The following is a 21,675-nucleotide window of genomic DNA, read 5'->3' on the forward strand; positions in this document are numbered from 1 at the left end:
GGAGGATCGAAGGTTCACCATGCCGGCAGGATCGCGCCCTTGAAGCGGGTGCCGAGGAAGTCCTTCACTTCCTGCGACTGATAGGCCTTCACCAGCTTCACCACCGCGGGCTTGCCCTCGTCGCCGGCACGCACGGCGATGAAATTGCCGTAGGGGTTGTCGGTCCGGCTCTCCTGCACCAGGGCGTCCTTGCGCGGGTCGAGCTTGGCGCCGAGCGCGTAGTTGGTATTGATCACCGCCCCGTCGAGATCGGCGAGCTGCTTGGGCAGCAGCGCCGCGTCCAGCTCGCGCAGCTTCACCTTCTTCGGATTGCCGGTGACGTCGAGCACGGTCGGCTGCAGGCCCTTGCCCGGCACCAGCGTGAGGAGGCCGTTGGCGGCCAGTAGGTTCAGCGCCCGCCCGCCATTGGACGGATCGTTGGGAATGCCGATCTGCGCGCCTTCGGGCAGGTCCTTGAAGTCCTTGAGCTTCACCGAATAGAAGCCGATCGGCTCGACGATGGTGAAGCCGGCCGCGACGATCTTGTAGCCGCGCGCCGCGATCTGCGCGTCGAGATAGGGTTTGTGCTGGAAGGCATTGGCGTCGAGGTCGCCGCGCGAGAGCGCCTCGTTGGGCAGCGTGTAATCGGAGAAGGTGACGACGTCGATCTCCAGCCCCTCCTTCGCCGCGACCTTCTTCGCCACCTCGGCGATTTCCTCCTCGTCGCCGCCAATGACGCCGAGCTTGATCTTGTCGGCGGCAGCCTTGACGTCGGCTTGGGCGGGCAGAATGGCGAAGGCGGCCAGCGTGGCGCCGAGGCCAAGGCCGAGCCCGCGGCGGGTAAGGGCAGTCATGGTGTTCACTCCTGAGGTGCGGAAGGCGCGCAGGGCACCGGTTGCCTCAGCTAGGCGGGGCGGCGCGAAATAGTCTATTCAATTAATGGAATACAAGGTATGCATATTTGTTATGCGGATTGCGCACGCATTGTGCAGACGTCGTCACGCCACTGGCACAACGAGTAATCTATTAGTTTAGTTGACTTCTCCCGTAGGCATGATAAATAGCGTGCTGTTCGATGGCGTAGCCGTCGGATCGCGGCATTTGACACCCGGCAGATTGCACCGCGTCACCAATGCTAAAGCGCCACGGAGCGACTTCGTGGTTGGGCAACGAGCTTAAGGAGCTGAGCCATGACCATGTGTTGTCGACGTCCCAAACGGGCCTGAGGCCCCTTCTCCGCCCTTTGCCGAGACTGAAGGATGCCCGTGCGGGCGTCCGACCATTGGGATATCTGCGATGAGCTCCGTCATCCTTTCGGGCGCCGCCGAGGCGCCATTGAACCTTTCCGAACCCAGCCTGGACGAGATCCTCGCCGACCCGCTGGTCGGCCTGATCCTGCGTCGCGACGGGCTCACCCCCGGCGTGGTGCGGGTGAAGCTCGACCGCGAGCGCCAGCGCCTCGCCCGCTCCGGCCACGCCCTTCCCCGCGCCGCCTGAGCCCGTCTCGCACGACAAACACGATGATTCAGAACGCCTCCGCCCCGCCCTTCCCGCCGGCGCTGTTCCGCGACCTCGCCGCCCGCCTGCCCTCGGGGGCTGGTAGGGCCTCGCGGGCGCACGAACCCGCCGGGCCTGGCGGCCGAGGCGGGGCGGCGGATGGTGCTGCCATCGTGCTGCGCGACGTCGCCAAGACCTTTCCCGCCCGCGGCTCGGATGCGGCGGTGGAGGCGCTGGCCGACATCGCGCTCGATATCCCGCGCAGCGAGATCTACGGCATCATCGGCCGCTCCGGCGCCGGCAAGTCGACGCTGATCCGCACCATCAACGGGCTGGAGCGCCCGACCCGCGGCGAGGTGATCGTCGACGGCGTCACCATCAACCGGCTCGACGAGGCGGCGCTGCGCAACGAGCGGCGGAAGATCGGCATGATCTTCCAGCACTTCAACCTGCTCTCCTCACGCTCCGCCTTCGACAATGTGGCGCTGCCGCTGGAACTGGCCGGCCTCTCCCGCGTGGCGATACGCGCCAAGGTGGAGCGGTTGCTCGATCTCGTCGGCCTCGCCGACAAGCGCGACCGCTACCCGGTCGAACTGTCCGGCGGGCAGAAGCAGCGCGTCGGCATCGCCCGCGCCCTCGCCACCGATCCCAAGGTGCTGCTGTCCGACGAGGCGACCAGCGCCCTCGATCCCGAGACCACGCGCTCCATCCTCGCTTTGCTGGCGCGGGTGAATGCCGAACTCGGCGTCACCATCGTGCTGATCACCCATGAGATGGCGGTGATCAAGGAAATCTGCCACCGCGTCGGCGTCATCGAGGCCGGGCGCATCATCGAGGAAGGCCCGGTCGGCGAGGTGTTCGCGCATCCGCGTACCGCCACCGCCCGCTCCTTCATCGGCAGCCTGCCCGGCCGCGAGATTCCCGCCGCGCTGGCCGGCCATCTGCGCGCGGATCCCACCGGCGCCCGCCAGAGCGTGCTGCGCCTTACCCTCACCGGCGCGGCGGCCGGCCAGCCGGTGGTCACCCGCCTGGCCCGCCAGCTCGGCATCGACGTGGTGCTGCTCGGCGGCCAGATCGACAGCATCGGGACGCTGCCCTTCGCGCTGCTCTATGTCGGCGTGCCGACGCAGGCCTGGGCGAGCGGCGCGGTCGGCGCGGCGCTGGAGGCGGCCGGCGCCAGCACGGAGGTGATCGGCCATGTTCTCTGACCTGATTTCACCGGCCATCCTCAGCCTCATCGTCGATTCGACGCTCGAGACCCTCTACATGGTCGCCATCGCGGCGCTGATCGGCACGCTGGCCGGCCTGCCGCTCGGCATCTTCCTGGCCACCAGCGCCAGGGGCGAGCTGTTCGAGGCGGTCACGGTCAACCGTGTACTCGGGCTCATCGTCAACGCCACCCGCTCGACGCCGTTCATCATCCTCGTCGTCGCCATCATCCCGTTCACCCGCCTCGTCGCCGGCACCTCGATCGGCACCACCGCCGCCATCGTGCCGCTCTCCCTTGCCGCGACGCCCTTCATCGCCCGCATCGTCGAGGCGGCGGTGCGCGAGGTCGACCAGGGCCTCGTCGAGGCTTCGCTGGCCATGGGCGCGACGCCGCTGCAGATCGTACGCAAGGTGCTGATCCCCGAGGCGCTGCCCGGCCTGGTGCTCGGCATCACCCTCTCGGTGGTCAGCCTGCTCTCCAACTCCGCCATGGTCGGTGCGGTGGGCGGCGGCGGGCTGGGCGACCTCGGCATACGCTATGGCTACCAGCGCTTCATGCCCGAGGTGATGCTGATGGTGGTGGTCGTGCTCATCATCCTCGTGCAGACCGTGCAATCGCTCGGCGAGACGCTGGCGAAGAAGGTCAACCGCCGGCTGCGGCGCCACTGAATCCTGTCCGATCCCGGAGAACTCATTATGTTCACGCGCTCCATCCTCGCGGCGTTCGCCCTCCTCGCCACCGCCGGCATCGCCGGAATCACTCCTGTCCGCGCCGAAACCATCCGCGTCGCCGCCACCCCCGGCCCGCACGCGCAGATCCTCGAGGCGGTGAAGCCGGTCGCCGCTGCCAAGGGGCTCGACATCAAGATCATCGAATTCTCCGATTATGTGGTGCCGAACCAGGCGCTCGATGCTGGCGAGATCGAGGCCAACTCGTTCCAGAACCGGCCCTATCTCGACAACCAGAAGGCCGACCGCGGCTACAGGATCGAGCCGGCGGCGCTCACGGTGAACTTCCCGCTCGGCATCTATTCCAAGAAATGGAAGAGCTGGGCCGAGGTGCCGGACGGCGCCACCGTCGCCATCCAGAACGACCCGACCAATGGCGGCCGCTCGCTGCTGCTCCTGCAGGACAAGGGTGTGATCAAGCTGAAGGACGGCGTCGGCTTCAAACCTACCGTGGTCGACATCGTCGAGAACCCGAAGAAGCTGCGCATCGTCGAACTGGAAGCCGCGCAAACCCCGCGCTCGCTGGAGGACGTCGACGCAGCCGCCATCAACACCAACTACGCGGTGTCGGCCGGCCTCGACCCGGTGAAGGGCCCGATCCTCAGGGAGGAAGCCAAGGGCCCCTATGTGAACCTCATCGCCGTGCGCAGCGTCGACAAGGACAAGCCCTGGGTGAAGATACTGGTCGATTCCTACCATTCGCCGGAGGTGAAGGCCTTCATCGACCAGAAGTTCAAGGGCTCGGTGCTGACGTCCTGGTGAAGCCGGGCAACCTCCGCGTCGGCAGCGCCGCCGCCACTGGCGCCGCCGCGTCCGGGCGGGCATGGTTGAACCATGCAGCTTGAGAAGATTCGTCCGCGGACCGGACTGCCACTGCCGACGCCGCCCCTCGCCGCAGCGGGCGGCTTTTCGGCCGGCGGCGCCGGTTGTCCGGCCGCCGCATGATGTTCCGCTTCCTCCATTCCAGCGATCTGCATCTCGGCAAGCGCTTCGGCAACATCGCCGACGAGAACCTGCGCGGCCGCCTGCGCGACGCCCGCCACACCGTGCTCGGCCGGCTTGCCGCCCGCGCCCGCGAGCATGGCGCCGGCACCGTCCTGCTCGCCGGCGACAGCTTCGACACCGAGACCCCCACCCCCGATATTCGTCGGCAGGCGCTGGCCGAGATGCGCCATCACGCCCCGTTGCAATGGGTGCTGCTGCCCGGCAACCACGATTCCCTGCAGGCGACGCAGCTGTGGAGCGCCATCCGCGCCGAGGCGCCGCCCAATGTCGTCATCGCCGCCGAGCCCGCCCCCATCGAGCTGGCGCCCGGCGTCGTGCTGCTGCCCGCCCCCTGTACCACCCGCCGTCCCGGCCGCGACCTCACCGAATGGATGGACGCCGCGCCGACACCAGAAGGCACGCTGCGCCTCGGCCTCGCCCATGGCGCCGTCCGCGACTTCTCGGAGGAAGGCGTCGGCCTCGACGTGCTGGCTCCTGATCGCGCCGCCCGCGCCGGCCTCGCCTATCTGGCGCTCGGCGACTGGCACGGCGCGGTGGAGGTCGACGCCCGCACCCGCTACAGCGGCACCCCCGAGCCCGACCGCTTCAAGCACGATCGCCCCGGCGAAGCGCTCATCGTCAGCTTTTCCGCCCCCGCCGCGCCGCCGGAGGTCATTCCGGTCGAAACCGCCAGCTTTTCCTGGCGCAGCCTGCCGCTGCATTTGCTCTCCGGCGACGACGGCGCGGGCATGCTTGCCAATCTGCTGCCGCCCGGCGCCGCCCGCCGCCAGACGCTGGCGCGGATCCTCGCCTCGGGTCGCGCCAGCCTGTCCGCGCGCACCGCGCTGGCCGCCGCCATCGCCCATGCCGCGCCGGAATTCGCCCGGCTGGAACTCGACGATTCCGCCCTCACCACCGATGTCGAGGCCGGCGACCTCGACCTCATCGACCGCGCCGGCGCCCTGCGCGACGCCGCCGAGACGCTGCGCGCCGAAAGCCTCGACGAGGCGCGCTCCGCTGCCGAGCGCGCTATCGCCCGCGCCGCGCTCGCACGACTGTTCTCGCTCAGCCAGCAGGCCGGCATATGAAGATCGCGGCGCTGCGGCTCTTCAACGTCAAACGCTTCGCCCGGCAGGGCGTCGCCATCGAGGGCATTGGCGACGGCGTCAACGTGCTGTGCGCCGCCAATGAGTTCGGCAAGTCGACCAGCTTCGAGGCCTTGCACGCGCTGTTCTTCCAGCCGCACACCGGCACGCCGAAGGATGTACGCCGCCTCCAGCCCTATAGCGGCGGCCATCCGCTGGTCGAGGCCGATATCGCGGTGCCGGAAGGCCGGTTTCGCCTCACCAAGCAGTTCATCGGCGGCAAGCGCGCCAGCGTCGTCGATCTCGGAACCGGCCGCCTCGTCGCGCAGGCGGACGAGGCCGAGCGTTTCATCGCCGACCTGATCCGCGGCGGCACCGCTGGCCCCGCCGGCCTGCTCTGGGTACGGCAGGGCAATACCGGGCTGGAGAAGCGCAAGGAAGACGAGGACGAACGGCAGGTTCGCGAGAGCCTTCTTACCTCGGTGCAGGGAGAGGTCGAGGCGATCACCGGCGGCCGGCGCATGTCGGAGATCATGGCGGCCTGCGAGGAAGAGCTGGACCGGCTAGCCACCTCCCGGCTGCGGCCGAAGGCCGGCGGCCCCTATCTCAAGGCTGTGGAGGAACGCGATCGCCTCGCCGCCGAGGAGCAGCGCCTGGCCGCCGATGTCGCCACGCTGCGCGAAGCGCTCGACCGCCGCGCCGCTACGCTGAAGCGCCTCTCCGAACTCGGCGATGCCGAGGAAAAGACCGCCCGCCGTGCCGCCGTCGACAAGGCGGCAACCGCCTTGGAAACCGCCAAGGCCCATGCCGAAAAGCTGAAGGCCGCCGAGGCGGAAGCCGCCCTGGCGCGCAACCGTCGCGACGCGGCCGAGCGCGAGCTCACAGCCTTCCGCGAGGCGCTGGACCGCGCCGGACACCTGCACGCCGAACTCGCCGCCGCCGAGGCGCGCCGCTCGGAGGCGCAGGACCGCCGCCGCGACGCCGCTGCCGCCATCGACGCCGCCGCCGCTACCGTCCATGCCGCCGAGGGTCAGGAGCAGGAGGCCCGCGAATTGCTGGCCCGGCTCGACGCCGCCCTCATCGCGCGGCAGGCGGCAGCGGAGCTGGAAGCCCTGCGCAGCCGCCTGCAACAGGCGGAAACCGCCCGCACCGCGATGGAACAAAGCGAGGCGGCGTTTGCCTTGCTCGCCATCCCTGCCGAGGGCATCGAGCAACTGCAACGCAGCGAGATCGAGATCGCCCGGCTGCGCGCCGCCGAGGAGGCCGGCCTGCCCTCGCTGCGCATCGCCTATGAGGCCGGTGTCGCCCCGGTTCTCCTCGACGGCGCGCCACTGCCCGAGGCGGAGGAACGCGGCATTCGCGATGTCGTGCGGCTGACCCTGCCCGGCATAGGCGCCCTTACCGTCCGCTCCAACCGGCCCGCCGGTGCCGACAATGCCCGCCGAACCGCCGAGCGCAGCCGCGCCGAACTGCTGCAGGCCCTCGAGGTTTCCGACATCGCCGCCGCCCGTCGCCGGCAGGTCGAGGCTCAGGAGAAGGCCGCCGAGCGCGACCGCCTGCGCCTGGAACTGCGCCATCTCGCCCCGGAAGGCTTGCCGAAGCTGCGCGAGGAGGTGGCGCGCCGCGTTGCCGTGCTGCCCGAAGCGCTGGAGCTGAAAGCCGATCCCGATGCGGCCCGCGCAGCCCTTGCCGGCGCCGCCGAGCGCGTCAAGGCCGCCCGCACCGCTGCCCGCGAGGTGCATCCGTTGCAGGGCCGGGCCGGCGACGCCGTCGTGCAGGCGGAAACCGCCTATGCCATGCTCACCGGCGAACGCGCCCGCCTCGACGCGGTGCTCGGCCCGGAAGCCGAGCGCCCGGCGCGGGAGCAGGGCTTCGCGACCGCGCACGCCGGCCAGCAGGCTGCGTTCGAAGCCTCCGCCGCCCATGCGGAAAAACTCCGCGTCGCCGCTCCCGACCTCGCCTCGGCGGAGGCTGTCCTGCGCCGGGCCAAATCGGTCGAGCAGGCCGCCGCTGAGGAAGAAAGCCGGCTAAACGTCACCCTCGCCGATCTCAACGGCCAGATCCGCACCCGCTCCGATGACGCGGTGGAGGAAGCCTGGCAAGAGACGCGCGACGCCCTCCAGGCCGCCGAAGCCCGTGTCGTGACCTTCGAGACCGAGGTCGCGGTGCTCGACCGGCTGCGCGAGGCACTGCAGGCCTCCCGTTCGGCCGCGCGCGACCTCTATCTCCAGCCGGTGCTGGCCGAGCTGAAGCCGTTGCTCGGCCTGCTGTTCGACGACATCTCCATCACCTTCGACGAGAAGACGTTGCTGCCGCAGGTGGTGCGCCGCAATGGGCAGGACGAGGAGGTGGACCGGCTGTCGGGCGGCATGCGCGAGCAGCTCTCGGTGCTTACCCGCCTCGCCTTCGCCCGGCTGCTCGCCCGCGATGGCCGCCCGGCGCCGGTGATCCTCGACGATGCCCTGGTCTATTCCGACGACGACCGCATCGAGCGCATGTTCGACGCGCTGCACCGGCAGGCGCGCGAGCAGCAGATCATCGTGTTTTCCTGCCGCCAGCGCGCCTTCTCGAAGCTCGGCGGCAACGTGCTGCACATGCAGCCCTGGCAGCCGGAGCCGGCTTAGGGCGCGCGCCGCCGCAGATCGACGGCGCCCGGCCATCGGGGAAGAGCCGGGTTTGGTCCACGCATTCGTGAAGACCTCCGTCTTCCCGCTGGCGCTGTTCATGCGCCTCGCCCTGCTGGCCTCGGTGTCGTGGATCGTCACGCTCACCTATCCGCTGTTCACCATGCTCGGCAGCGAGATCTCCTGGCGCGACGTCATCCTCATCGTCGGCGGCCTGTTCCTCTTGTTCAAGGGCACCACCGAGTTGCACGAGCGGCCGGAGGGCGGCGACGATGCCGGGAATGCCAGCCCGGTCCATGCGGTGTTCTGGCAGGTGATCGTGCAGATCGTCGTGCTCGACGCGGTGTTTTCGCTCGACAGCGTCATCACCGCGGTCGGCATGGTGCGCGAGCTGTCGATCATGATGCCGCGTGTCGATACGGTGTGGCTGGATGCCGGGGAGAGATCGACGAGGTGCTGCGCCAGCCGCTCTACATCGCCGAGACGCTGCCGATCCTGCGCCTGCTCGAACAGTTCAAGACCTCGCCGGTGCTCATGGCGGTGGTGGTGGACGAGCACGGCACCTTCGAGGGGCATCGTCACCCCCACCGACATCCTGGTCGCCATCGACGGCGATCTGCCCGAGCTTGCCGGCGAGGAAACGTCCTATGCGGTACGGCAGGAGAATCCTGGCTGCTCGACGCCCGGTCGCCGGCGCCGAGGCGGTCGTCTAGGCACTACCGGCGACCTACCAGGAGAACTCCGGCGGTTCGGTGGCGAGGCGCAGGCCGGGGAACAATCCCCCCAGCGCACCGAGGCGCGCCTGCGGCAGGAAGGCCGGCAGCATCACCGTCGGCGCTACCGCCGCGACCAGCTCGCGAAGTCCGTCGCAGGTCGGGTGCACGTTCCAGCGCCGCATCGTCGCCTGCTCCGATGCGATGAGGCGCTCGGCGCCCGATCCCTCGGCGACATGGCCGGTGAAGACGATCTCCGCCTCCCCCGTCGAGGCGAAACGCCCGGTCAGCGCCGCGGAAAGGCCGCGCTCCGCCTGCGCCCCGGCAACGATCATTGCCCCGGCCGGCGCACTGTCCGCCGTCAGCAGCGCGGTCGTCTCCAGCACCTGCGCCGGCCAGCCGGCGAGATGCGGCACGGCAGTGGAGGGATGCCGCGCCATCGCCTCTGCGACCGCCCGCGTGCCGGCACACAGCGAAACCGCCACTCCGGCGCGCTGGAACGCCAGCGCCATCTCCAGCGCCCGCCCGGCTGGCGGCGCCGGCAGCAGCAGCGGCCGCCGGCGCGCCCGCGCCACCAGGTCGAGCATCTGCCGGTCGAGCGGCTCCTCGGCGTCGCCATAGCTGGCGTCGCACACCAGCGCCGCGGCTGGCGGCGGCGGCGCGGAGGGGAACAGCGCGCTCTCGGCGGAATAGTCGCCGGTATAGACCAGCCCTTCCGCCCCGCCGATCCGCATCCACACCGCGCCGGGCGCATGCCCGGCCGGGCCGGTCTCGACATCGATCCCGGCGATCCGCGTCGCGCCGCCGAAGGGCAGGTCGCGCGCCTGCCGCAGCCGGTCGTCGCCCGCCAGCGCCCGCACCGGTGCGGTGGCGTAGACCGGCGGGTCGCCGATCTCCGGCGCCAGATCGAGCGCGCCGACATGGTCGGCATGGCCGTGCGAGATCAGGATCGCATCGACGTTTGCCACGCCGCGCAGAGACGGCCGCCGCCCGGCATCCGGCCCCTCGCCAAGATCGAGCAGGAAGCGCCGGCCTCCGATGTCGAGGAGGAAACAGGCCGGCCCCTTCACCCCCCATCCCGACAGCGCGACGAGACGTTTCATCAGTGCAGTCCCGTGAAGCGCGCGCCGGCGAAGCGGCGCAGCGCCGCGATCAGCAGCATGGGGATCAACGTCGTCAGCACGATGGCGATGAAGCTCATCGTCATGCCGAGCCCCACCGAGCCCTGCTCGAACTGCCGCCAGATGAAGCCGGCAATGGTCATCATCCCCACCGGCGCCACCAGCAGCGATGCCACCAGTTCGCGCGAGGCCACCGCGAACACCAGCAGCATCGAGGTGATCAGGCTCGGCAGGATCAAGGGCAGCATGATGCGCCGGAACACCGTGAACGGCCCCGCCCCCGCCACCCGTGCGGCGGCCTCCAGATTGTCGCCAATCTGCTGGAAAGCCGCCGTGGCGTAGCGCACCGGCTGCGGCAGCAGGATGCAGCAATAGGCAAGCAGCAGGATGAAGGCGGTGTTGTAGGGAGTGAAGGGCAGCGCCGGCTGGTTCCAGGCGAGGATCATCCCCACCGCCACCACCACGCCCGGCAGCGCGCTCGGCAGCATCGCCAGCACGTCGAGCACCGGCCGGCCGCGCCCGCTGCCCTTCACCACCGCATAGGCGGTGAGCGCGCCGAGCGCGCCGGCGACCAGCGCCGTGCCGATGCCGAGGCTCAGCGAATTCATCAACGCCTGCAGCGCCCCGCCGGCATTGCCCAGCACCTCCTCGAAATTCTGCAGCCCCATATTGGCCGGCTTCAGCCCGCCGGAAATGGTCTTCGACAAGGCGGTGGCGAGGATGGCGGCAAGCGGCACCCCGGTCGCCAGCAGGGCGACCAGCGCGAAGGCGAGCCCCACCGGCAGCGCCCACGCGCCGAGCGGACGCTTGTCCTTCGCCTGCGGCTTGCCGCCGACGGTGTCGAAATTGCGCGACGAGAGAATGCGCCGCTGGATCAGGAACGCCACCAGCGACAGCGCCACCAGCAGCAGCGACAGGATCGCCGCGCCCGGCAGGTCGATCGGCCAGTCGGAGATGCGGTTCTCGATGCCGGTCACCAGCACCTCGAAGCCGAAGCGGGTGCCGAGCGCCGCCGGCGTGCCGTATTCCTCGATGGCGAGCGCGAATACCAGCAGCAGGCTCGCCGCCAGCCCCGGCGTCGCCAGCGGCAGGGTGATACGGAAGAAGGCTCGCCCCGGCCGCGCCCCGAACACCCGGCCGACATCGGCATAGCGCGTGCCCACCGCCTCGATGGTGCGTGACACCGCGAAATACACCACCGGGAACAGGTTGAGGCTCATGATCAGGATCATGCCCGGCACCGAGAACAGCAGCGGGCCGAGATTGAAGCCGGTCAGCTGCTGGAGATAGCCGCGCGGCTGCATGGTCATGATCCAGCCAAGCGTGGCGATATAGGGCGGGATCATGAACGGCACGAGGAAGGCGACGTCCCACGCCAGCGCGCACGGCACCTTGAACAGCGCCCGCACCACAGCCAGCGGCACGCCGATCAGTGTACAGCCGGCGACAACGCCCAGCCCGATGATCAGCGTGTTGCCGGCGAGCCGAAGCAGCGCCGGATCGCCCAGCGTCTTCGGCAAATGTTGCAAGGGCGCGGCGAGCGACCCGCGCCCGAGTTCGGGAAAGATCGCCTGCAGCACGATGAAGACGAAGGGCACCGCCACGATCACCGCGAGGCTCACCCCTGCCACCCAGCCGATCGGGCCGTGGCCGCCGGTCCTCGCCGCTGCCGCGCGCATGTCGAACGCCTTACTTGCCGACCACCTTGCCGAATTCGGCGAGCGTCGCGTCGCGCTTGCCATAGACGGCGGCGGCGTCGACCGGGAGGATCTTGAGGTCGGAGATCAGCGGCCGGTTGGCGGCGATGTCGGTGCGGGCCGGCATCAGATAGGTCGCCGCCACCGCCTTCTGTCCCTCGTCGGAGAGCACGTAGTCGATGAACTTCTTGGCCTCGTCCTGCTGCTTCGACCAGTTGAGGATCATCATCGGCCGCGGCGCGATCACCGTGCCGGAGGCCGGGAAGATCACGTCGATCGACTCGCCCTTGGCCTTGGCGGCCAGCGAGATGTAGTCGACGGCGCCGAACACCGCCGCCTTGGCGCCCTGCATGACGGGGTTCAGCGCCTCGGCATTGGCGCCGGCGACGATGGCGCCGTTGGCGGCGAGGCCCTTGAACAGCTCCCAGCCATCCTTGGCCTGCAACGCGGCGACCAGTTCGAAGGAGGCGCCGGACTGCGCCGGATCCGGGATGGTGACGAGATCCTCGAATGCGGGCTTGGTCAGGTCGGCCCATTCCGCCGGCTTGGGCGTGCCGGAGGCCGGGTTCCAGGCGATGCCGAGCGCCGAGATGCCCTGCGCCACCGCTGTGCCGTTCTTCAGGAAGTCCGGCACCTTGGCGGCATTCGGGCTGGTGTAGGTCGCCAGCCAGCCACGCTTGGCGAAGTCGGTGGCGGTGTCCCAGGAAGCGGAGATCAGCACGTCGACCACCGGATTGGCGGCCTCGGATTCGATGCGTGCCATGATCTTGCCGGTGGTGGCCTGGAACACGTTGACCTTCACGCCGGTCTTGTCGGCATAGCCCTTGGCGAGCTTGTCGATCAGGCCGCCGGGACCGGCGGAATAGACGGTGATGTCCGCCATCGCGGACGTCGCGAGCAGGGACGCACCCAAAGCAAGGGCGAGGGAAAAGGCGCGCATGGTTTCCTCCTGGAGTTAGGCCGCGACGGACGAGGCCGCAGGCAATGGGGTCGTGGGATCGGCGAACCAGCGCAAATCCTGCGGCGGGCAGAACAGCCCGACGACCTCGCCTGGGGCGACGCGGCGCGGGCTGGTGACCTGGATGTCGAGTTCGGTGCCGCAGATGCGCAGCGTCAGCACATGGCCGTCGCCCCGGAAGCGGGCGGCGACGACGTCGGCGCGGGGACGCCCCTCCACCGCCGGACCGATCAGCGTCGCCCGGCGCGGCAGCAGCAGCCGCGCCGCCTGCGCGTCCGGCCCGCCGGTCGCGACGAGCATGGCGGTGCCGTCGATCAGCCACCCCTCGGGCGCGCGGCGCACCGGCAGCACGCAGCCGAGATTGAGGAACTCGGCCACCTCTGGGCTGGCCGGCGCGGCGATCAGTGCCTCAGGCGCCGCGAGCTGGGCGATACGCCCGCCGCGCATCACCGCCACCTCGTCCGCGAGGGCGAAGGCCTCGGTCCGATCATGCGTCACATAAATGGCGGTGAGGCCGAGCTGGGCGACCAGGGCGCCGATCTCGCCCACCATCGCCTCCCGCAGTTCCGGATCGAGATTGGACAGCGGCTCGTCGAACAGCACCAGCGGCGGCTCGGCGACGATGGCGCGGGCGAGCGCCACCCGCTGCTGCTGGCCGCCCGACATGTCGGAGGGCCGGCGCTCCGCCATGGCGCCGAGGCCGACACGCTCCAGCGCCACCGCCACCCGCACCCGTCGCTCGGCCGCCGGCACGCCGCGCATCTCCAGCGGGAAGGCGACATTGGCCGCCACGCTCATATGCGGCCACAGCGCATAGTCCTGGAACACCATGCCGAGGCCGCGCGCCTCCGGCGGCACGAAGCGGCCGAGGGCGGCATCGGCGACCGGCGCGCCGAGGATTTCGATCCGCCCGGCGCTCGGCGCCAGCAGCCCGGCCAGCAGTTGCAGCAGGGTGGTCTTGCCGCAGCCGGAGGGACCGAGCAGCGCCAGCACCTTGCCCGGTGCCACGTCGAAGCCGACGTCGTCGAGGATCCGCGCACGGCCATAGCAAAGGCCAAGGCCACGGACCGAGACCGCTGGGCTGCTGTCTGAGGGCATGGAGGATCCGGATGCGAACGATCCGGGCACAGCTACGGGAGCCACATGACAGTCACGTGACACCCGCCCGGCGCCGTCGCGCGTCATGCCGGGCGGAGCCACCTCGTGTCATGCCGTAACGTCCGCAGCAGCCCGGCCGGCGTCAGACGGCGATGACCGGGTGCCCCAGCGTGGCGATGAAACGCGCGGTGCGCTCGTGCCGCGGGCAGGCGAAGAGCTGCGCCGCCGGCCCGCTTTCCACCACCTCGCCGGCGTCCAGCAGCATGGCGTCCTGCGCCACCCGCGCCGCGAGCCGCAGATCGTGGGTGGCGATCAGCATGGTGGTGCCCTCGCGGGCGAGTTGCGCCAGCACCTCCACTACCTCCAGCGACAATTCCGGATCGAGCGCCGAGGTCGGCTCGTCGCAGAGCAGCACGCTCGGCGAGGAGGCGAGCGCGCGGGCGATGGCGACGCGCTGCTGCTGGCCGCCGGAAAGCTGCGCCGGCCAAGCGTCCACCTTGTGCGCCAGCCCGACCTTTTCGAGCAGTTCCAGCGCGCGGGCCCGCGCCTTGTCCTCCGGCCATTTCAGCACCACGACAAGGCTCTCCATCACATTGCCGAGCGCGGTGCGGTGCGGGAACAGCTGGAAATTCTGGAACATCATGCCGGTCTGGCGACGGATCCGCCGCACGGCCTCGCGGTCGAGCGCGCGGCCGGTGAAGCGTACCGCCGCCTCGCCGATGACCAGTTCGCCGGCCTCGGGGATTTCGAGCAGGTTCACGCAGCGCAGCAGCGTCGACTTGCCGGAGCCGGAGGGGCCGATCAGCGCGGTGACGCTACCCTCGCGCACCGCCAGGCTGACGCGCTTCAGCACCTTCTGGCCGTCGAAGCTCTTTTCGATATCGGCAAGGCGGATCATCACGCTCCCTCCGGGGAGAGGCCGCTGGAGCGGGCGAGCCGGCGCTCCAGCCGGTCCTGCAGCACCGAGAGCACCGAACTCAGCGCCAGATAGATCAGCGCCGCCTCGATATAGATGATCAGCGGCTCATAGGTGGTGGCGACGATGCGCTGGGCCGCCTGGAACAGCTCGGGCACCGTCACCGCGGCGGCGAGCGAGGTATCCTTCACCAGCGAGATGAAGGTGTTGGAGAGCGGCGGCACCGCGGTGCGCGCCGCCTGTGGCAGTACCGTGCGTCGCAGCGCCTGCCACCAGCTCATGCCGATGGAATAGCTCGCTTCCCACTGTCCCTTGGGGATGGAGGCGATCACCGCCCGTACGATCTCCGAGCTGTAGGCGCCGACATTGAGGGTGAAACCGATCAATGCCGCCGGGAAGGCGTCGAGCAGGATGCCGACGCTCGGCAGGCCGTAGAAGATCACGAAGAGCTGCACCAGCAGCGGCGTGCCGCGAATGATCCACACATAGAAACGCGCCACCGCCACCAGCGGGCGCGGGCCATAGAGCCGGGCAAGCGCGGTGAGGAAGCCCAGCGACAATCCGAAGGCGAAGGAAAGCAGCGTCAGCGGCACGGTGAAGACGAGACCGGCCCACAGCAGCGGAGCGAGCGAATCCAGCATGAGTTGCAGCCAGTGCGGCACGGCGGTCCTTCCCCACATATGACAGGACCGGCCAAGCGGCCGGTCCTCCAAGCCTTGCGACGACGGCGGAGCCTACTTTGACACGTCGGCGCCGAAATAGGTGTCGGAGATGCGGGCATAGGCGCCGTCGGCCTTGATCGCGTCCAGCGCCTTGTTGATGGCCGCGACCAGCTCGGGATTGCCCTTGCGCACGATGACGCCGGAATAGTCGGCATCCTTCTGCTCGGCGACGATCTTCACCGGCGCGTCCGGCTTGTGCTTCTTGAAGTCGAGGAAGGACAGGCTGTCGTTCAGGGTGGCGTCGGCCCGCCCGTTCAGCACCAGCTGGATCGATTGGTCGAAGCCGTCGGTGCCGACGAGGCTGGCGCCATGGCTCTCGGCGAGCTTGCCGAAATTCGAGGTCAGCGACTGCGCCGCGCGCTTGCCCTTCAGGTCGTCGAAGCTCTTGATGGCGTCGTTGCCGTCGCGGACGATCAGCACCGCCTTGGAGGCGATATAGGGCTGGGAGAAATCGTATTTCGCCTTGCGCGCCTCGGTGATGCCGACCTGGTTGATCACCGCGTCGTAGCGGCCGGCATCGAGGCCGGCGATCAGCCCGTCCCATTTGCCCTCGAGAAACTCGGCCTTCACCCCGAGGCGCTTGGCGATTTCCTGCCCGATCTCGACATCGAAGCCGACCAGCTTGCCGGCGGCATCGTGATAGGTGAAGGGCGGATAGGTGCCCTCGGTGCCGATCTTGAGGGCGCCGGCCGCCTTGATGGCCGCCAGATCGTCCGTCCGGGCAGCCAAGGCCGTGAACGGCACCAGCGCGGCGATGGCAAGGGCGAGAAGGGTCTTCCGGGTGAAGCTCATGGGGATACTCCACGGCAGCGCGCTGCCGATATGCGGCGAGGCTGATCCTGCCTCAGCTGGGGTCGAGTTTCGGATTTTGCCAGTACGCGGGCGGTCCGGCCATCGCGGAAGCAGCATGGGTGACATGGCCACCGTTAGTTGTCTACTAGATTTATAGCCTTTACCCGTTCTCCGGTTTGCGAGCGTCAGGCCAGATGCTGCAAAGGCCGCGTCGCCGCGGCGAAGGCGTGGCGGATCGGCTGCGGATGCCCGAGATAATACCCCTGCCCCTCCGTGCAGCCCACCCGCCGGGCGACCTCCAATTGCTCGGCGGTCTCGATGCCCTCGGCGGTGGTGGTCATGTTGAGGCGCAGTGCGAGCGCGGCAAGGGCGTCGACGATCGCGGCACTGTCGGGCCGATGCGTCATCTCCTGCACGAAGGAGCGATCGATCTTGATCTTGTCGAGCGGAAACAGGCGCAGATGGCTCAGGCTGGAATAGCCAGTGCCGAAATCGTCGAGCACGATCCGCACGCCGAGCGCCCGCAGCCGCCGCAGCACATCGAGATTGCGCTGGTCGTCGGCGAAAAGCGAGGTCTCGGTGATCTCCAGCTCCAACCGGCCGGGATCGAGGCCGGTCTCGCGCAGCACCTCGCTCACCGTCTCGACGATATAGCCGAAGGCCAGCTGGACCGGCGAAATGTTGATCGCTGCCCTCAGATCGCCCGGCAGCAGCATGATGTCGGCACAGGCGCGGCGCAGCACCCAGGCGCCGATATCGACGATCAGCCCGGTCTCCTCGGCCAGCGGGATGAAGCGGGCCGGGCAGACGGCGCCGCGCTGCGGGTGCGTCCAGCGCAGCAGCGCCTCGAAGCCGCGCAGCTGCGAGGTCGCGAGTTCGTAGATCGGCTGGTACACGATCTCGAATTGCTGTGCCGCCAGCGCGTGGCGCAGGTCCGCCTCCATCTCCAGCCGGGCGCGCAGATGCTCGTCCATCTCCGGCGCGAAGATGCGGTAGGTGCCCCGCCCCTGCGCTTTCGCCTCGTACAGGGCGAGGTCGGCCTGCTTGAGCAGCGCGTCGGCGTCGATATCGGCTCCGTCGGCCAGGGCGATGCCGACGCTGACGCTGATCGCGATGGTATGGCCCATGATGCTGTAGGGCGCGCTCAGCGCCTCGATGATGCGCCCGCTCAGCAGCTCGGGCTCCTGCGAAGACATCGGGGCGAAGCTGATGACGGCGAATTCGTCGCCGCCCAGCCGGGCGATCCGTTCGGGATCGCCGACGCAGCCCCGCAACCGGTCGGCGGCGGCGCGCAGCAGCGCATCGCCGACCGGGTGCCCGAGCGTATCGTTGACGTCCTTGAAGCGGTCGAGGTCGAGATAGAGCAGGGCCAGGCGGATGCCCTGACCCTCCGTGATGCGCAGCGCAGCCTCGGCCCGCTCGCGAAACAGCACCCGGTTCGGCAGGCTGGTCAGGTCGTCGTGATGCGCGAGGAAGCGGATGCGGCTCTCGCGCTCGGTCAGCGCCGCATTCTGCCGCTGTGCCTCCTCGGCCGCCTCGTTGGCCCGCATATTGGCCTCGGCAAGCTCCGCCAGCGTGGTCTTGAGAGCGGTGACATCGGTCCGGATGCCGACAATGCCGCCATCGGCGGTGCGCCGCTCCCGCACCAGGATCCAGCGCCCATCCGCCAGCCGGCGCTCGATGGTCCCGGTGCCGCTGCGATGCCAATCGACCATCTCCGCCACGAAGGCTTCGACGTCGCCACCCACATCAGGAAACTGCCCGACCTCCGCGCCCTTGCGAATAACCTCCTCGTAGCACATGCCCGGCAACAGGAACGGCGCGATCAGCGGGTAGATGTCGCGATAGCGCTGGTTACAGGTGACGAGCCGATCCTCCTCGTCCCACATGACGAAGCCGTCCGACATCGCCTCGATGGCGTTCAGCAGCACAGTCGCGGCGCGCGTACGCTCGGCGTCGGCGCGCTCGCGCTGGCGCAGCGCAAACAGCAGTGCGCCGGCGAAGGCAACCAGCATCCCGCCCCCCAGCAGCGTCGCGACGACCAGGCGATCGCGGTCCCGCTGCCAGTCTTCCAGCATGGCCTGGCGGCTGGCGGTGAGCACCAGCCGCACGTCGTCATAGAGCGAGCTCCGGACCACCGCGAGGCGCCGCTCCTCCTCCCCGTCTCCGGCCACCAGAAACGCCCTGCCGTCCGGTGCATGGGTGCCGAGCGCGGCGGGATTCACCACGCCGGTGCGCAGTTCGTCATGCGGCAGGGCTGCGATGAGCTGGCCGTTCGGCCGCTCCAGCTGGATGCGCATCCGCGGGTCGATGCCGGTCTCGCCGAGCAGCCCCATCAGCGTGGGCAGCGGCACCTCGGCGACCGGGGTGATGTCTTTCCAGTCGGGAACCGTACGAGAGACGTAGAGCGACCATTCGCCGGTTATGCGGTTGCGGATCGGACCGATCAGGGCCGCCGGGCCGCTGCCGAACTCGCGGGCGCCGAAGGGTAGCGTGCGTCCCAGGCTCCGCACACGGGCCGCCGCCATGACCCGGCCCTCCGCATTGACCAGCAGCAGGTCATTATAGGCGAGGGTCTGGAAATTGACGCCGCGGAGCAGTTCGCCGGCGATCTCCGGCGTCTGCGGCGAGGCCTTGGCCGCCGCGAACAGGGTCGGCAGGCTGGCCAGCGCGCCATGAACCTGGAGAAGTTGGCGGTTCAAGGTGTTCTCGACCGCCTGCGCGACGCGCTCCAGCGAGACCTCCGCCGCCTTCAGCGCGCCGCGCTCGCCGCGGTCGAGCAGCACGGCCATGCCCACGGCCATCACCAGAAGGATGAAGGCCGTTCCCATGATGACGATCAGCTGAAGACGGTGCCGGATCATCGTTCACCATCGGCTGCAGCGGGCACTGTCACTTTGCCTTGGCTTCGATGGCGAGGGTCGGGGCGAAATAAGTGTTCCAGGCCTTCACGCAGCCTTCGCCGCATCGTTCGATCCAGCGCGGGAGCACGACCTCGCGCAGCAAGTGGTTACGGCGGGCCTCGTCGCCGTCCGAAGTCGGCACCAGGGTCATCGGCCGCTCCAGCGGGCCGGCGCAGACGATCTTGCCGGTGTTGCAGGCCAGCCCCCGCTCGGTGTCGGCTTCCGCCTGCTTCCAGATACGCTGTTCGAGATCGGCAACCCCGGTGCGGATGATCTGCTGCGCGTCCGGCGGCAATGCCTTCCACGCCGCCAGATTGGCGCCGAAGAAGGAGAGCCCCCAGCTGATCGCCATGGCATGCACGTGGGTGGTGACGTTCGGCAGCCCGATCTCATAGCCGCTGAGCGTCCCGGTGATGGCGCAGTCGACAACGCCATCGCGCAGCGCATTGGTCATTTCGGCGAAGGGTACCAGCACCGGCACCGCGCCGAGCGCGGTCATCAGCTCGAACTGGGCGACCGACGAGGTGCGCACCTTGCGGCCAGCGAGATCGTCGAGGCTGGTAAAAGGTTTGTCGCAATAGAGCACCTGCGCCGGGTAGGCATAGACCGCCAACAGCTCGATGTCGTAGCGGGTGCGCAGCACCATGCCCAGATGCTCGCGGAAGAGGCCCAGCGTCCGGCGCAGCGTCTTCATGTCGGGATTGAGCACCGGCAGGTCGACGGCGTTCAGCTCCGGATCGTCGCCCGAGGCGATGCTTAGCAACACGGTGCCGAAGGGAACCACGCCGAGGCGCATCAGCTGCATCATCTCCTGACCGCGCAGGCCGCCGGCGTCGAAGGACTTGATGGTCCCCGTGATACGCCCGCCGGAACGCTCGGCGATCTCCTTCTCCCAAAAGGGCTTCTCGAGCTTGGTGAATTGGGTGACGCCTGCGAGCCCGCCGACGATCTGCAGGCGGATGGGGCCATCGGCAGCGGCGGCCGCCCCCACGCCGATGCACAGAGCCCATGCGATGCAGAGTATCGGCAGTCTCCGCCACAGGCTGCCCGGCAGGCCCATCAACCCTCCACGTCGATCCGGCCGCGCCGCCATGTGCCTGCCTTCGTGCAATTCGCGCGCATATTGCAACAATATGCGCGATTATGAATGCACGGAATAGTCAAACGATTGGTTTGCACATGGTGGGACCGGACCATCGCGCGACCATTCTACGCGCCCCCCGGCTCATCCCGGCCCGATTTGCGGAGTGTCCCGTCCGCGACGAAATCGATCGCCGTCGTTTTTGCTCGGCTGGCAGCGCCTCAGAACTCGTCACGCCGCACACGGAACTGCTCGGCCGCCAGCTTCTCCAGCAGTCGCGGCAGGTCGGAGGGATCGCGCAGCTCGACATCGAGCGAGACCGAGCTCTCCTTTGCCCGGCTCGCCGCCGCCAGCCTCTCGTGGCGCAGCTCGTAGATGTTGCCGCCCTCGGCCGCCACCACCGCGGTGAGCCGGGCGAGCGCGCCCGGATGGTCCGGCAGTTCGGCGCGGATGCGCACCATGCGTCCGGCGCGGGTGAGATGGCGCTGGAGCACGGCGACCAGCACGCGGGTGTCGATATTGCCGCCGGAGAGGATCACTCCGACCTTGCGGTCGCGGAACAGTTCCGGTCGCGCCAGCATGGCGGCGATGCCGGCCGCGCCGGCCCCCTCGCACAACGTCTTCTCGATGCCGAGCAGCAACGCAATGGCCTCCTCGATGGAGTCCTCGCTCACCACCGCGATATCGTCGACACCGGCGCGCACGATGGCGCGGGTGATCTGTCCGGGATCGACGACGGCGATGCCCTCGGCCACCGACGACCCTGGCGCCGGCTCGCCGGCGAAGCGGCCGAGCGCCCGCGCCATGCCGGGAAATATCTCCGATTGCACGCCGACGATCCGCAATTCCGGTTTCAGCGCCCGTGCCACCACGGCCGCGCCGGCGATCAATCCGCCGCCGCCGATCGGCACCGCGAGGGTGTCGAGCGCCGGCTGCGCGCGCAGCATCTCCAGCGTCGCCGTGCCCTGGCCGGCGATGACGACGGGATCGTCGAAGGGATGGACGATGGTCCGCTCCTCCTCCCGCGCCAGCCGGAGCATCTCGGCAGCGGCCTCGGCGAAGCCGGCGCCGTGCAGCACCACGCGGGCGCCGTGCTCGCGCACCCGCTCCACCTTGAGGTTGGGGGTGGTGGTCGGCATCACAATGGTGGCGCTCACGCCGGTGCGGCGGGCGTGATAGGCGACGCCCTGGGCATGATTGCCGGCGGAAGCCGCGATCACGCCGCGCGCCTTCTCGATCTCCGACAGCGACAACAGCTTGTTGAGCGCGCCGCGTTCCTTGAAGGAAGCGGTGAACTGCAGGTTCTCGAATTTCAGCCAGACCTCGGCACCGAGTTTCTGCGACAGGGTCTCGGAGTGCACGAACGGCGTCGACGCCACCGCGCCGGCGATGCGGGCGGCCGCCACCTCGACATCGCCGAGGCTCACTTCAGGAAAAGTCACGGGCCTTACTTGCTCCCACTCACCGACGGCCCCCAACCTATCCCGCCACTACCGGCGGCGACAGGGGTGCGGAGAGAGGGTGCAAACAACCGGGGGACGGAGACCCGCGGGGTGCGCGAGAAATT

17 protein-coding genes and 1 pseudogene are annotated in these 21,675 nt (G+C 69.2%); 7 read left to right on the plus strand and 11 right to left on the minus strand.

The window, feature by feature from the left end; genetic code table 11:
• Positions 1–14: 14 nt before the first annotated feature.
• On the minus strand, positions 15–833 hold the full coding sequence (locus KHC24_RS17895) for a MetQ/NlpA family ABC transporter substrate-binding protein (protein WP_213364676.1): 819 nt from the start codon (positions 831–833) through the stop codon (positions 15–17).
• Positions 834–1,275: 442 nt separating this feature from the next.
• On the opposite strand from KHC24_RS17895, the gene KHC24_RS17900 reads away from it, so the two are divergent.
• The 7 genes and pseudogenes from KHC24_RS17900 to KHC24_RS17930 all read left to right on the plus strand — a co-directional run.
• Complete coding sequence (locus KHC24_RS17900) at positions 1,276–1,476, plus strand: hypothetical protein (RefSeq protein ID WP_213364677.1); 201 nt, start codon at positions 1,276–1,278, stop codon at positions 1,474–1,476.
• 23 nt (positions 1,477–1,499) lie between these two features.
• Entirely contained in the window at positions 1,500–2,684 is a 1,185-nt protein-coding gene (locus KHC24_RS17905) for a methionine ABC transporter ATP-binding protein (RefSeq protein ID WP_213364678.1), read from the plus strand.
• Positions 2,674–3,354, plus strand: a complete 681-nt coding sequence (locus KHC24_RS17910) for a methionine ABC transporter permease (RefSeq protein WP_246547111.1) — start codon at positions 2,674–2,676, stop codon at positions 3,352–3,354. The genes KHC24_RS17905 and KHC24_RS17910 overlap by 11 nt, the downstream gene beginning before the upstream one ends.
• 27 nt (positions 3,355–3,381) lie before the next feature.
• The gene (locus KHC24_RS17915; protein WP_213364679.1) at positions 3,382–4,176 is read left to right on the plus strand and encodes a MetQ/NlpA family ABC transporter substrate-binding protein; all 795 of its coding nucleotides are present in this window, start codon (positions 3,382–3,384) and stop codon (positions 4,174–4,176) included.
• A gap of 182 nt (positions 4,177–4,358) precedes the next feature.
• A complete protein-coding gene (locus KHC24_RS17920) occupies positions 4,359–5,486 on the plus strand; it encodes a metallophosphoesterase family protein (RefSeq protein ID WP_213365177.1) in 1,128 nt (375 codons plus the stop codon).
• Entirely contained in the window at positions 5,483–8,107 is a 2,625-nt protein-coding gene (locus KHC24_RS17925; RefSeq protein WP_213364680.1) for an AAA family ATPase, read from the plus strand. Before KHC24_RS17920 ends, KHC24_RS17925 begins: the two co-directional genes overlap by 4 nt.
• A gap of 88 nt (positions 8,108–8,195) precedes the next feature.
• Positions 8,196–8,513 (plus strand): annotated as a pseudogene (locus KHC24_RS17930) (TerC family protein); the annotation flags it as partial.
• A 321-nt stretch (positions 8,514–8,834) separates the two neighbouring features.
• Here the strand turns inward: KHC24_RS17930 and KHC24_RS17935 are convergent.
• From KHC24_RS17935 to KHC24_RS17980, 10 genes are all read right to left on the minus strand, one after another.
• A complete protein-coding gene (locus KHC24_RS17935; protein WP_213364681.1) occupies positions 8,835–9,923 on the minus strand; it encodes an MBL fold metallo-hydrolase in 1,089 nt (362 codons plus the stop codon).
• Positions 9,923–11,620, minus strand: a complete 1,698-nt coding sequence (locus tag KHC24_RS17940) for an ABC transporter permease (protein WP_213364682.1) — start codon at positions 11,618–11,620, stop codon at positions 9,923–9,925. Before KHC24_RS17940 ends, KHC24_RS17935 begins: the two co-directional genes overlap by 1 nt.
• 10 nt (positions 11,621–11,630) lie before the next feature.
• Positions 11,631–12,578 carry an ABC transporter substrate-binding protein gene (locus KHC24_RS17945; RefSeq protein WP_213364683.1) on the minus strand — a complete coding sequence of 316 codons (948 nt, stop codon included), beginning with the start codon at positions 12,576–12,578 and terminating at the stop codon, positions 11,631–11,633.
• Positions 12,579–12,593: 15 nt separating this feature from the next.
• Complete coding sequence (locus tag KHC24_RS17950; RefSeq protein ID WP_213364684.1) at positions 12,594–13,694, minus strand: ABC transporter ATP-binding protein; 1,101 nt, start codon at positions 13,692–13,694, stop codon at positions 12,594–12,596.
• 142 nt (positions 13,695–13,836) lie between these two features.
• Positions 13,837–14,592, minus strand: a complete 756-nt coding sequence (locus KHC24_RS17955; RefSeq protein ID WP_213364685.1) for an amino acid ABC transporter ATP-binding protein — start codon at positions 14,590–14,592, stop codon at positions 13,837–13,839.
• A complete protein-coding gene (locus KHC24_RS17960; protein ID WP_213364686.1) occupies positions 14,592–15,272 on the minus strand; it encodes an amino acid ABC transporter permease in 681 nt (226 codons plus the stop codon). Before KHC24_RS17960 ends, KHC24_RS17955 begins: the two co-directional genes overlap by 1 nt.
• Before the next feature lie 72 nt (positions 15,273–15,344).
• On the minus strand, positions 15,345–16,124 hold the full coding sequence (locus KHC24_RS17965; protein WP_213364687.1) for an amino acid ABC transporter substrate-binding protein: 780 nt from the start codon (positions 16,122–16,124) through the stop codon (positions 15,345–15,347).
• Positions 16,125–16,309: 185 nt separating this feature from the next.
• Positions 16,310–18,988 (minus strand): bifunctional diguanylate cyclase/phosphodiesterase, encoded by a 2,679-nt coding sequence (locus KHC24_RS17970; protein WP_213364688.1) that lies wholly within the window; start codon positions 18,986–18,988, stop codon positions 16,310–16,312.
• Positions 18,989–19,016: 28 nt separating this feature from the next.
• Positions 19,017–20,087, minus strand: a complete 1,071-nt coding sequence (locus tag KHC24_RS17975; RefSeq protein WP_213364689.1) for a TRAP transporter substrate-binding protein — start codon at positions 20,085–20,087, stop codon at positions 19,017–19,019.
• Between the two features lie 242 nt (positions 20,088–20,329).
• A complete protein-coding gene (locus KHC24_RS17980; protein WP_213364690.1) occupies positions 20,330–21,550 on the minus strand; it encodes a threonine ammonia-lyase in 1,221 nt (406 codons plus the stop codon).
• Positions 21,551–21,675 lie beyond the last annotated feature (125 nt).

This window comes from Ancylobacter defluvii (assembly GCF_018390605.1).
Classification (GTDB): Bacteria; Pseudomonadota; Alphaproteobacteria; order Rhizobiales; family Xanthobacteraceae; genus Ancylobacter; species Ancylobacter defluvii.